Origin of the sequence: Pseudomonas sp., from assembly GCF_030696055.1 — a bacterium.
GTDB lineage: Bacteria > Pseudomonadota > Gammaproteobacteria > Pseudomonadales > Pseudomonadaceae > Aquipseudomonas.
The window spans coordinates 16,531-28,858 of sequence record NZ_JAUYNP010000219.1 but is presented as its reverse complement, the minus strand read 5'-3'; the positions used below and the strand labels follow the sequence as shown (position 1 = coordinate 28,858).

Below are 12,328 nucleotides of genomic sequence, written 5' to 3'. Positions count from 1 at the left end.
AAGGGCGAGCTGGGCATGGCCACGCTCAAGGCCCTGGCCGGGCACTTCGACCCGGAGCAACGCCTGGCCCCTGGCGTGTTGCTGCAGGATTGATGATGAGCAACTGGAACGCCGCCTGGCGCGAGCAGGCGCTGCCGGAGTTGGCCGCGCGCGACTGGGACCTGATAGTAGTGGGTGGCGGTATCAGCGGCGCCGGGATTCTGCGCGAGGCGGCGCGGCGTGGCTGGAAATGCCTGCTGCTGGAGCAGCGAGATTTCGCCTGGGGCACCTCCAGCCGTTCCTCGAAGATGGTCCACGGCGGCCTGCGCTATATCGCCAAGGGCCAGCTCAAACTGACCCGGGACTCGGTGCGCGAGCGCCAGCGCCTGCTGCAGGAGGCGCCGGGGCTGGTCGACCCCCTGAGTTTTATCATGGCCCATTACCGGGGCGGTTTTCCCGGCCCCAGGGTATTCGGCGGCCTGCTGGCTGTGTACGACGCCCTGGCCGGCAAGCGCAACCATCTGTATTACCCGTTGCAGCAACTGCGCTACCTGGCCCCGGGCTTGAAGGAAGACGGCCTGCTGGGCGGCACGCGCTTTTTCGATGCGGTGACCGACGATGCGCGCCTGGTGCAGCGGGTGCTGGGTGAGGCGCGGGCCGAGGGCGGCGAGGCGCTGAACGGCATGCGCGTGGTCGAGTTGCTGCGTGAAGACGGGCGGGTCACTGGCCTGTTGGCCGAAGACAGTGAAACGGGCCTGCGCTATGGCTTTAATACCCGCGCCGTGGCCCAGGCCACGGGTGCCTGGGCTGATCAGTTGCGCAAGAAGACGGGCTTGGAACATATCCGCCCCCTGCGCGGCAGCCATCTGCTGTTGCCGGCCTGGCGCCTGCCGGTGGCCCATGCCTTTAGCTTTATGCACGAACAGGACGGCCGTCCGGTGTTTGTCTTCCCCTGGGAAGGCGCCACCGTGATCGGCACCACCGACCTTGATCACTCGGCACCCCTGGGCGAAGAGGCACGTATCAGCCCTGCTGAAGCGGAGTACCTGCTGGCCGCCTGCGCCCAGCAGTTTCCGGCGGCCGGAGTCAAGGCGGCCGACGTGCTGTCGAGCTGGGCCGGGGTGCGACCTGTGGTCAGCGATGGCGCTCCAGGGCGCAAGCCCTCGGATGAGAAGCGCGAGCATGCGCTGTGGGTCGAGCCCGGTTGCGTCACCCTGGCCGGCGGCAAGCTGACCACCTTCCGTTTGCTGGCCCTGGAAGTGATGCAGGCCTGCGCGCCCATGGTCGGCCGCACCGTGCAGGATCAGGGCGCGGCGACCTTTGCGTCGGTGCCCAGGCAGCCGATGCCCAATCTAAGCCCCGCTCAGCAGAAGCGCCTGATCGGCCGCTATGGTCGGGCGCTGCCACAGTTGCTGGCGCTGCTCGAACAGCTTGGCAGTGAAAGCGTGGCCGGGACCGACACGCTATGGGCCGAACTGGCCTGGGCCGCCGAGCAGGAGTTGGTACTGCACCTGGATGACCTGCTGCTGCGCCGTACCCGCCTGGGCCTGTTGCTGGCGAACGGTGCCGCCGCCGAGCTGCCGCGCATCCGTGCTCTGTGCCAGGCGCGCCTGGGCTGGAGCGATGCGCGCTGGACCGAGGAAGAGCGCGATTACCTGCAACTCTGGCAACGCTGCTACAGCCTGCCGGCAGAGGAATGATGGGTATCGCCTTGCTCCACCCATCCTACAAAGCCCGCGTTCGACCGTAGGATGGGTTGAGCGCAGCGATACCCATCTGGAATAACAAGAAGGATTGCGTCTTGAGCGAAAAAAGCTACCTGCTGGCCATCGACAACGGCACCCAGAGCATTCGGGCGCTGCTGTTCGATCTTCAGGGCAATCTGCTGGGCAAGGGCAAGGTGGAGCTCGAGGCCTATTACTCCAAGCAACCCGGCTGGGCCGAGCAGGACCCCGAGTATTACTGGGCCAGCCTGGGCCAGGCCTGCCAGCAACTCTGGCAGCAGGTGGATATCGACCGCAGCCAGATCAAGGGCATTTCCCTGACCACCCAGCGTGGCACCCTGATCAATGTCGATCAGCAGGGCAAGCCGCTGCGCCCGGCCATGCTCTGGCTCGATCAGCGCCAGGCCAAGGTCGAGGGGCGGATCAAGGGGCCCTGGGGTTGGCTGTTCAAGCTGGCTGGCTTGCAGGCCACGGTGGATTACTTTCGCGCCCAGGCCGAGGTCAACTGGATCGCGCAGAACCAGCCGGATATCTGGGCCAATACCCACAAGGTGCTGCTGCTCTCGGGCTTTCTCACCCAGCGTCTGTGCGCTCAGTTCGTCGATTCGGTGGCCTGTTGCGTGGCCTATCTGCCGTTCGACTACAAACGCCTGCAGTGGGCCAAGGCCAGCGACTGGAAGTGGCAGGCCATGCCGGTGCGCCGCGAGCAGTTGCCGGAGTTGCGTAAGCCGGGCGAGCTGCTTGGCCATATCACGGCGGCCGCCAGCCGCCACACCGGTATTCCCGAAGGCCTGCCGCTGATCGCCGCCGGTGCCGACAAGGCCTGCGAGGTGCTCGGCGCCGGTGGCGTGGAGGCGAGCACCGCGTGCCTGTCCTACGGCACCACGGCCACCATCAACACCACCCGCAGCACCTACCTGGAAACCATCCCGCTGATTCCGCCTTACCCCTCGGCGATTCCCGATCATTTCATCACAGATGTGATGTTCTACCGCTGATTCTGGATGGTCAGCTGGTTTAAGCAGGAATTCGGCCTGCGCGAGATGCAGCGCGCCAAGGAGCTGGGCGTCGAGCCCGAGGCGCTGTTCGATGAACTGGTCAACAGCGTGCCGGCCGGTTCCATGGGCCTGATGCTGCAGCCCTACTGGTCGCCGGGTATCCGCGAGCCGGGGCTGGAGGCCAAGGGCTCGATCATCGGCTTCGGCGACGTGCACACCCGCGCGCATATCTACCGCGCCATACTCGAAGGCCTGGCCTATGCCCTGCGCCAGGGCAAGGAGAAGATCGAGAAGCGCTCGGGCACCAAGATCACCCGCCTGCGTGTCTCCGGCGGCGGCTCCCAGAGCGATGCGGCGATGCAGCTGACCGCCGATATCTTCGGCCTGCCGGCCGAGCGTCCGCACCTGTATGAAACCAGCGGGTTAGGTGCGGCGATCAACTGTGCGGTGGGCCTGGGCCTGTATGCGGATTTCCCCACTGCGATCAAGGCCATGACCCGGGTCGGCCAGGTATTTGCGCCCAATCCCGAGGCGCAGCGCACCTATCAGCAGCTCTATAGCCAGGTCTACCAACGCATGTACAAGCAGCTCAAGCCGCTGTACCAGAGCATCCGCAAGATCACCGGTTACCCGGCGTAAGATGGGTTGAGCAAAGCGATACCCATCGGCTGCACATCAGGCCATATCCACCAGGATAATTTCGCTGTCTTCGAGGGCCGTCAGGCGGATCACCTCTTCATTGCGCACCGCCACGCCATCTCGCGCCTGGGTGGCCACGCCGTTGACCTCGAAGCTGCCGCTGGCCGCCACCAGATAGGCTTTGCGTGCGGCCCCTAGCGGGTACTCGGTGCTCTGCCCGGCTTGCAGGGTGGCGGCGGCCATCCGTGCATTAGTGCGGATCGGGAGGGCGTCCTGGTCTTCGGCATAGCCGCTGGCCAGGGTGACAAAGGCGCCGGCGCGCTCTGCCTTGGGAAAGGGCCTGGTACCCCAGGCGGGTGGCAGGCCGCTCTGGTTGGGCTGAATCCAGATCTGGAAGATCTTGCTGGGGCTGTCTTCCAGGTTGTATTCGCTGTGGGCGATGCCGGTGCCCGCGCTCATCACCTGTACATCACCGGCCTCGGTGCGGCCCTGGTTGCCCAGGCTGTCCTTGTGGGTGATGGCGCCCTGGCGCACATAGGTGATGATTTCCATATCGCGGTGTGGATGGGTAGGGAAGCCGCTATTGGGCGCTATCTCGTCGTCGTTCCACACCCGCAGCGGGCCCCAGTTCATCCGCTGCGGGTCATGGTATTCGGCAAAGGAAAAATGGTGGCGGGCCTGCAGCCAACCATGGTTGGCTGCGCCGAGCTGGGCAAAGGGGCGAACTTCGATCATCTGCATATCCTCATCAATGACGGCCTGGGCTGATTGCCTTTAGCTGTCGGTGTGAGTGAATGATCTATCAATGTAGATCGATTAAAAATGCTGATTTTTTCACTCAACCTATCTATTTATTGGATTTAACGTGGGCCTGTTGTGTCGATTGCTACCTCGCCAGCAGAGCTATGCCGAGCCATTAAGGGTGCATCTGCTGCGCGCATAAAAAATCACTCAGGCAGGGGGATGCACGAGCAAGCCGGGTATGCATAAATCTACAGATGCCCAGGTTCAGCATCCCTGGCTGGCCTCTGCGCCAGGCTTCGCGCATGATGGCGTACGGCCATAGAGCCTTCAGTACTAGCCCCGCCGGCCGATACCCCGAGTGATGGCTATTTGGGCTAGGCTAAATCGATAAGTGAACAGGAGCGCATGATGGCCGGCATTCTCGACTCAGTGAATCAACGCACCCAGTTGGTGGGCGAGAATCGCCTGGAAATCCTGATGTTCCGCCTGGCCGGGCGGCAGCTGTTTGCGATCAACGTGTTCAAGGTGCAGGAAGTCCTGCAGATGCCCAAGTTGACCCTGATGCCGCAACGGCACCGCTTCGTCTGCGGGGTGGTCAATCTGCGTGGCCAGACCTTGCCGGTGATCGACCTGTCGCAGGCTATCGGCATGCGCCCGATAGTGCCGGATGAGCGCAGCACCATCATAGTCACCGAGTACAACCGTTCGGTGCAGGCCTTTCTGGTCGGCGGGGTCGACCGCATCCTCAACCTCAACTGGGAATCCATCCTGCCGCCCCCCGGCGGCGCCGGCCGCCAGCATTACCTGACGGCTATCACCAAGGTCGAAGAGCAGTTGGTGGAAATCATCGACGTGGAAAAGGTGTTGGCCGAGATAGTGCCCTACAGCGCGAAGATCACCGGCGATCGTCTATCCGACCCGGTGCTGGAGAAGGCGCGCGGACGTGAAGTGCTGCTGGTCGATGACTCCAGCGTGGCCTTGGCGCAGCTGCGCGATACCCTGTCGCAGCTGGGCTTGAAGATGCACGTGGCGACCGACGGCCTGAAGGCCCTGAACATGCTGAAAAAATGGGCGGATAGCGGCGAGGTGATGACCGACAAGCTGCTGATGGTCTTCACCGATGCGGAAATGCCGGAAATGGACGGCTACCGCCTGACCACCGAAATCCGTCAGGACCCGCGCCTGATGGACCTCTATATAGTGCTGCACACCTCGTTGTCCGGCAGCTTCAACGAAGCCATGGTGAAAAAGGTCGGCTGCGACAACTTCCTCTCCAAGTTCCAGCCGGACAAACTGGTCGACGTGATTCGCGAGCGCCTGATGCTCGACGAGCCTGCGACTTGAACAGCGCTGCTAGCCCTGAGCCTGCTCAGGGCTGCTGGGCAAGACGCTGACGCAGCTGCTCGATGCGCTTGCGGTTGACCTCGAAGTCGGCATAACCCAGGCGCGAGGCCGAACGCACATCCACGGCGGACTCACCGATCAAAAACTCCACATCGTCGACAAAGCGCATCAGCTTGCTGCTGAACTCCGCGCGCAGATAACCCGGCGCTTCCTCTACCAGACGTACCCGTGGTTCGCTGGCGAGCACTTGCTTGAGCAGCGCCTGGGTCTGTTGCGCCGAGCCCTTGAGCGGCAAGGGGGCGATAAAGTGCTCGGCATCGCCGGCCTGGCTGTTGACGCAGTTGGGCGAGTCGGGGCAGGGCGTCAGGTGGCCGTCATGGCTACCCAGGTTTTCCGGCGGGCTGCCGCTGCAGGCGCTCAGTAGCAGCGCCAGGGGCAACAACAGTGCAGGCTTGTGGGCGCGGCGGGTTACTCGTATAAGGGCGTTTTGCCAAAGGGAAAGCGGGCTCATGTTGCATCTCTCCGGGTTGTACCGTTATCCACTGAAATCGGCCGCGGGCGAATCCTTGCAGGAGACCGCGCTGGATGCCTTGGGCGTGCTCGGGGACCGTCGCTGGATGGTAGTTGATGCCGAGAGCGGGCGCTTTCTGACTCAGCGTCTGCTGGCGCAGATGACCCAGTTACGCGCGCGCTGGCAAGGCGCCGAGCGGCTGCTGTTGAGTGCGCCGGGCATGCCGGACTTGCTGGTGGCCGTGCCGGGGCCGCAGGCCGCGCTGCGCGGCGTGACCATTTGGCGCGACAGCCTGCAGGTGCCGGATGCCGGCGAGGCCGCGGCCCTGTGGTTGAGCCAGTGGCTCGGCCGCGCCTGCCGCCTGGTGCAGGTGCCGGAGTCACGCGCGCGCCAGGTCGATACCGGCTATGCCGAGCCGGGTGAGAAGGTGGCCTTCGCCGATGGTTTTCCCTTGCTGCTGATCGGCCAGGCTTCGCTGGATGATCTGTCGGCGCGGGTCGGTCGACCCCTGCAGATGCTGCGCTTCCGCCCGAACCTGGTGGTGGCCGGGAGCGAACCTTATGCCGAAGACGGCTGGAAGCGCATTCGCATCGGCGAGCTGGAGTTTCGCGTGGTCAAGGGCTGTTCGCGCTGCATCATGACCACCCTCGACCCGCAGACGGGCGAGCGCAGCGCCGATCGCGAACCCTTGAATACGCTCAAGAGCTATCGCGAACGAGAGGGCGAGGTGTATTTCGGGCAGAACCTGATCGCTTGCGGCGAGGGGCGGTTGACGCTGGATATGCCGGTTGAGGTGTTGGAGTAAGCGGCAAGCCTCAAGCCATAAGCTGCAAGTAAAAACTCGATGGGCTGCCTGAGCAACCCACACTGAGCAACTTGCAGCTAAAGCTTATTGATCGAAATAGCGCTCGTGCCAGGCCACCAGTGGCTGCGGCGCATTGAGCTTCTCGCCGTAGATCACCGAGTAGGACAGCACGTTCTGCACGTATTGGCGGGTCTCGTCGAAGGGGATGTTCTCGATCCACACGTCATAAGACAGGTGATCGGCGCCGCGCAGCCACTGGCGCACGCGCCCTGGGCCGGCGTTGTAGGCGGCGGAAGCCAGTACCCGGTTGCCGTTGAACTGGCCGTAGATCTGGCTCAGGTAGGCGGCGCCCAGCTGAATATTGATCTCCGGCCGGTAGGCCAACTTCGGCGACGACAGGGGAATGCCGAAGCGTCTGGCGGTTTCCTTGGCGGTGGCGGGCATCAGCTGCATCAGGCCCATGGCGCCGACCCCGGACTTGGCGTCGGTCATAAAGGCACTTTCCTGGCGGGTGATGGCGAATACCCAGCTGGAATGAATGTCGCGATTCCTCGCCTCGCGCACCAGCACGTCGCGGTGGGCCATGGGGAAGCGCACGTCCAGGTCGTCCCAGTACTGCGCCTGACTGATGGTGCGAATGGCCGGGAAGTACCAGCCCATGTCATAGGCCAGGCGCGCCTGGGCGACCATTTCATCACGGCTGAACAGGCGGCTGACGTTGTACCACTCGCGCCGGCCGTCGGCGATCTGGCCGCGGGCGTGGAACTCCAGGGCGCGGCGAATGGCAGCCGAATTGCGCACCTTCTGCACGGTTTTCGGGCTCAAGGCCAGGGGCTTGTTATTCAGCTGGTAGGGTGCCTGCACCTGGTCGGCGGCCATAAAACCGTAGAAATCCCGTTCCTTGGCCAGTGCCTGGTACAGCGCCTTGGGTTCCTGGCTGTTGGGTTGCGCCAGTTGCAGGCTGCGTGCCTGCCAGTAACGCCAGCGATTGGTCTTGCCCAGTTCTTCAGGCATCTGCCGGGTCAGTTGATTGGCTTCATCCCAGCGGCCCAGGCGCAGCAGCAAGCGGGCGCGCCATTCGCTGACGGTGTTGTCGCGCAGCTCCGGGTCATATTTGGCCATGACCTGCAGGGCGCGCGGGTCGAAGCGCTTGGCCAGGCTCAGGCCGATTTCCCGGGCGATGGCGACTTTCGCCGCGCTGGAAAACTTCATCCGCGTGGCATAGCCATCCAGCAGGCGCAGGGCGGTTTCCGGGTCTTGTCGGGCCAGGCGACGCAGGCCCAGGCCGACCACATCGGCCATGGCTGGGTCGGTTTGGCCAAAGCGCGCGGTCTGTTTGAGCAGTTCGGGTTTCTGCGCCACCTGCAGGAGCATCTTGCCGTGGTTGCCCAGGGTCGGCATTGTCTTGATCAGGTGGGTGACCAGGCCGTAATTGCGGGCCTCGGCGGCCAGTCTGGCGCGTTCCCAGCGTTTCTGTTCGCTGAGCTGGCCCGCGGCGGCCCAGCGCTCGAACAGGCGGTCACAGGCTTCGGGTTGGGATTTACCCACCAGCCAGAGCTTTTCCGCGGTGGCGAAGCCTTCGGCGCGCATGCCATGGCCCAGCTGGTATTGGCCGTACAGGCAATCGAGTTCGGTGAAGTTCAGCGCCGGATCATAATGGTTGATAAAGCTCTGCCATTCGCCGCGTTCGGCCAGCCAGCGCAGCCAACGCAGTTTCATCCAGCCGATTTGCGGCAGGTCGCCGTGCTCGGCGAGAAATTTCTCGATTTCGTCGTTGCTCGCCCATTTCAGCCGAGCGGTCAGCTCGTCATAGGCCAGGTAGGGCTCCAGCGGATAGTCGCGCAGGACGCTGGCATAGCGCTGGTAGGGGCCTTTATCGCCTTTGGCCAGGGCGGCTTTGGCCTGATCATAGTACTGCCGCTGTTGCGCCAGGGTCGCTGCATGGGCCGCAGAAAGACTGAGGGTGGAGACCAGACAACAGGCAAACAGGCTTAGCAGAAAACCACGCATGACACTTCCAGGTTGGAGACGCTCGATCCGTCTAGCTTAGTCTTTTGCCGGTGTGCGGAGAAGGCGCAATGGCGGCTGGCGAAAAAATGGCCGGGAGCCATTTTTAACGTCGCACAGCGACGGCCCGCAGGGTGGCCGCCAGGGATGGCGGGCCATAAAAAAGCCCGCGATGCCCGGGCGCTTCTCGGTTAGAATGCGCGCCCTGTTTTTGCGACTGGCAAAAGGCCGTTGCAAATGATTTTTCTGGTGATTCAGCCAAGCGGGACGGCCTGAGTAGATGCAAACCCATCTACTCGGCCATTCTCCGCGTTGCGCCGTTTATACCTGTCGTACTTGTTGAGGCGTGCCATGACCCTGCTCAAATTCACCGATGTTTCCCTGGCCTACGGCGCTATGCCGCTGTTGGACAAGGTGTCGTGGCAAATTGCCCGTGGTGAGCGGGTGTGCATCATCGGCCGCAATGGCACTGGCAAGTCGAGCATGATGAAGCTGGTCAAGGGCGATCAGAAGCCCGACGACGGCTCCGTCTGGCGCGCGCCCGGGCTGAAAATCGGCGAATTGCCGCAGGAACTGCCGCTGGCCGACGAGCGTACGGTGTTCGATGTAGTCGCCGAAGGCCTGGATGGCGTTGGTGCGCTGCTCGCCGAGTACCACCACCTGAGCCAGAACATCCATAACGAGGCCGATCTGGACAAGCTGATGCACGTTCAGCACGACCTCGAAGCCCGTGATGGCTGGCGCTTGCAGCAACTGGTGGACAGCACCCTGAGCCGTCTGCAGTTGCCGGCCGACAAGACCCTGGCCGAGCTGTCCGGTGGCTGGCGTCGTCGCGTGTTGCTGGCTCAGGCGCTGGTGTGTGAGCCGGACCTGCTGCTGCTCGACGAACCGACCAACCACCTGGATATCGGCGCCATCGCCTGGCTGGAAGAGGCCTTGAGCGGCTTCCAGGGCGCGGTGCTGTTTATCACCCACGACCGCTCCTTCCTGCAAAACCTGGCCACGCGCATTCTCGAACTGGATCGCGGCGGCTTGATCGACTGGAACGGCGACTACGCCAGCTTTCTGGTGCACAAAGAAGCCACCCTGGCGGCCGAAGAAACCGCCAACGCCCTGTTCGACAAGCGCCTGGCTCAGGAAGAAGTGTGGATTCGCCAGGGCATCAAGGCCCGCCGCACCCGTAACGAAGGCCGGGTGCGCGCCCTGAAAGCCCTGCGCGTCGAGCGCAGCGAACGCCGTGAACGCACCGGCAAGGCCAATATCCAGTTGGAAACGGCGGACAAGTCCGGCAAGCAGGTCATGGTCCTGGAGAACGTCAGCTTCGCCCACCCGGACGGCCCGTTCCTGATCAAGGACTTCTCCATGGTGCTGCAGCGCGGCGACCGCATCGGCCTGCTGGGGGCCAATGGCACCGGCAAGACCACTCTGCTGAAGCTGATGCTCGGTGGCTTGCAACCCACCAGCGGCACTGTGACCGAGGGTACGCGGATCGACGTGGCCTATTTCGACCAGTTGCGCCATCAGCTCGATCTGGAAAAAACGGTGATCGACAACGTCGCCGAAGGCCGCGACTTTATCGAGATCGATGGGCAGAACCGGCATGTCTTGAGCTACCTGGGCGACTTCCTGTTCAGCCCGCAGCGCGCACGCACGCCGGTCAAGGCCTTGTCGGGCGGCGAGCGGGCGCGTCTGTTGCTGGCCAAGCTGTTCAGCAAGCCGGCCAACTTGCTGGTGCTGGACGAACCGACCAACGACCTGGATGTGGAAACCCTCGAGCTGCTGGAAGAAGTGCTGCTGACCTTCCCCGGCACCGTATTGATGGTCAGCCACGATCGGGCCTTCCTCGATAACGTGGTGACCAGCACATTGGTGTTCGAGGGCGAGGGTCTGGTTCGCGAGTATGTCGGTGGTTATCAGGATTGGCTGCGCCAGGGTGGTTCGCCGCGCCTGCTCGGCGTCGGTGAAAGCAAAGCCGGCAAGCCTGAGCTAGCCTCTGCGGTGGTCGAAACGCCGGTTACGCCAGAGCCGGCCGCGGCCAGTGCCAGCGGCAAGAAGAAGCTGAGTTACAAATTGCAGCGCGAGTTGGAAGCCATTCCCGGCCAGATCGACGTGGTGGAAGCCCAGGTGGCCGTTTTGCAGGCGCAGATAGGGGCCCCCGAGTTCTACCAGCAGCCTGCGGCAACAACCGCCGAGGCGCTGGCGCGCTTGCAAGCCTTGCAGCATGAACTGGAGCAATTGGTTGAGCGCTGGGCCGAGCTGGAAGGCTGAGCCCTGCGTTGAAACCTGCGCAATAGCCTCAAACAGAACCTTAAGAAGTCTGGCGGAGACATCCATGGCCATCGAGTACCGCATTACCCTCGACGACAATCACCAGTTCAACTATTGCATCGAACTGGATCGTGGTTACGAGGCCGCTGTGGCCCAGGCTGCGCCGGCCTGGACGCGCCTGGAGTACCAGCAGTGCAGCAATTGCCCGTTGAGCAAGGACAATTTCAGCCATTGTCCGGCGGCGGTCGATCTGCATAAGGTGATCGAGGACTTCCACGGCTTGCCGGCCTTCAAGAAGGCCTCGGTCTGGGTGCGTACGCCCGAGCGTGAGTACACCAAACTGGTGAGCCTGGAGGAGGGCCTGCGTGCGCTGCTGGGGGTGATCATGGCCACCAGCGCCTGCCCTGTGCTGGGCAAGCTCAGGCCCATGGCGCAGAACCACCTGCCGTTCGCCAGCAATCAGGAGTTCACCCTGCGCACCGTGTCGCTGTACCTGACGCGGCAATATTTCAATTTCCGTGAAGGGCGGCATGCCGATTGGGAACTGAAGGGGCTGGTGCGCATGTTCCAGCAGCTGCAGCTGGTCAATCAGGCGTTCTGGCAGCGCATCCACGACACCTGTGAAGGCGACTCCAACCTCAAGGCCTTCCTGACCTTCTTCTCGATGTCATCGAGCATGAGCTACTCGCTGGAAACCCAGTTGCAGAAGATTCGCCCGCTGGTGATGAGCTCGGGTGACGGCGCCGATTGAGGGTCGCTTGGCGAGTGGCCCTAAGGGCATTCGCCAAGCGCTGCGGTTATTCGGGCTTTTTCAAGCGCACGGCCAGCACATCGCAGGGGGCGCCGTGCAGCACGTCATTGGCGGTGGAGCCGAGCAGCAGGGCCAGGCCATGGCGGCCGTGACTGCCGACTATGATCAGGTCGCAATTCTGCTCCCCGGCCAGGCGGTGGATTTCCTGGCGGGGTTGGCCGTAGGCCAGGTGCCGTTGGTCGGCCGTCAGTGCCGGGTATTTGCCAGCGAACTTGTCCAGCCGCTCTCGGGCCTGATCAAACTGCTGCTGTTGCAGCATCGACAAGTCCATGGGCACGTCGCCACCGAAGGCCATGGCCATGGGCTCGACTATATGCACCACCGACAATTTGGCCCCGCTGCTGGCCGCCAGCTTCTGCGCGCGGTGCATGACCGGGTCGCATTCTTCGGTTAGATCGACGGCGACCAGAATGTGCTCGTAGGGCATGGGTGACTCCTTGTGCGGGGGATCGATAGTTCAAGTATGGCTGTCCTGAGCGCTGATGACAGGCTTTTGCC

Annotated in this window: 9 protein-coding genes and 1 pseudogene; 6 read left to right on the top strand and 4 right to left on the bottom strand. The window is 63.3% G+C overall.

Annotated features, from left to right (window positions below; genetic code table 11):
• The first annotated feature begins 95 nt into the window (after positions 1-95).
• On the top strand, positions 96-1,679 hold the full coding sequence (locus tag Q8Q83_RS12765; protein ID WP_305624266.1) for a glycerol-3-phosphate dehydrogenase/oxidase: 1,584 nt from the start codon (positions 96-98) through the stop codon (positions 1,677-1,679).
• Between the two features lie 101 nt (positions 1,680-1,780).
• A pseudogene (locus Q8Q83_RS12760) lies at positions 1,781-3,340 on the top strand (FGGY-family carbohydrate kinase).
• A gap of 36 nt (positions 3,341-3,376) precedes the next feature.
• Here Q8Q83_RS12760 and Q8Q83_RS12755 read toward each other — a convergent pair.
• The gene (locus Q8Q83_RS12755; RefSeq protein WP_305624264.1) at positions 3,377-4,075 is read right to left on the bottom strand and encodes a pirin family protein; all 699 of its coding nucleotides are present in this window, start codon (positions 4,073-4,075) and stop codon (positions 3,377-3,379) included.
• A gap of 417 nt (positions 4,076-4,492) precedes the next feature.
• Here Q8Q83_RS12755 and Q8Q83_RS12750 point away from each other — a divergent pair, with 417 nt between their 5' ends.
• Positions 4,493-5,428, top strand: coding sequence for a chemotaxis protein CheV (locus tag Q8Q83_RS12750; RefSeq protein WP_305624262.1), 936 nt, complete (start codon positions 4,493-4,495; stop codon positions 5,426-5,428).
• Between the two features lie 25 nt (positions 5,429-5,453).
• Here the strand turns inward: Q8Q83_RS12750 and Q8Q83_RS12745 are convergent, their stop codons facing one another.
• Positions 5,454-5,939, bottom strand: a complete 486-nt coding sequence (locus tag Q8Q83_RS12745; RefSeq protein ID WP_305624260.1) for a DUF1499 domain-containing protein — start codon at positions 5,937-5,939, stop codon at positions 5,454-5,456.
• On the opposite strand from Q8Q83_RS12745, the gene Q8Q83_RS12740 reads away from it, so the two are divergent.
• Positions 5,938-6,744, top strand: coding sequence for an MOSC domain-containing protein (locus Q8Q83_RS12740; RefSeq protein WP_305624258.1), 807 nt, complete (start codon positions 5,938-5,940; stop codon positions 6,742-6,744). The two genes, Q8Q83_RS12745 and Q8Q83_RS12740, sit on opposite strands and share 2 nt — an antisense overlap.
• Positions 6,745-6,828: 84 nt before the next feature.
• Here Q8Q83_RS12740 and Q8Q83_RS12735 read toward each other — a convergent pair whose 3' ends face one another.
• Positions 6,829-8,754 (bottom strand): transglycosylase SLT domain-containing protein, encoded by a 1,926-nt coding sequence (locus tag Q8Q83_RS12735; RefSeq protein WP_305624257.1) that lies wholly within the window; start codon positions 8,752-8,754, stop codon positions 6,829-6,831.
• Between the two features lie 348 nt (positions 8,755-9,102).
• On the opposite strand from Q8Q83_RS12735, the gene Q8Q83_RS12730 reads away from it, so the two are divergent.
• Together Q8Q83_RS12730 and Q8Q83_RS12725 are read left to right on the top strand one after the other, a co-directional pair.
• A complete protein-coding gene (locus Q8Q83_RS12730) occupies positions 9,103-11,019 on the top strand; it encodes an ATP-binding cassette domain-containing protein (protein WP_305624255.1) in 1,917 nt (638 codons plus the stop codon).
• A 64-nt stretch (positions 11,020-11,083) separates the two neighbouring features.
• Positions 11,084-11,770: a hypothetical protein gene (locus tag Q8Q83_RS12725; protein ID WP_305624253.1), complete on the top strand. Its 687-nt coding sequence runs from the start codon at positions 11,084-11,086 to the stop codon at positions 11,768-11,770.
• 46 nt (positions 11,771-11,816) lie between these two features.
• Here the strand turns inward: Q8Q83_RS12725 and Q8Q83_RS12720 are convergent, their stop codons facing one another.
• Positions 11,817-12,257 carry a universal stress protein gene (locus Q8Q83_RS12720; RefSeq protein WP_305624251.1) on the bottom strand — a complete coding sequence of 147 codons (441 nt, stop codon included), beginning with the start codon at positions 12,255-12,257 and terminating at the stop codon, positions 11,817-11,819.
• Positions 12,258-12,328 lie beyond the last annotated feature (71 nt).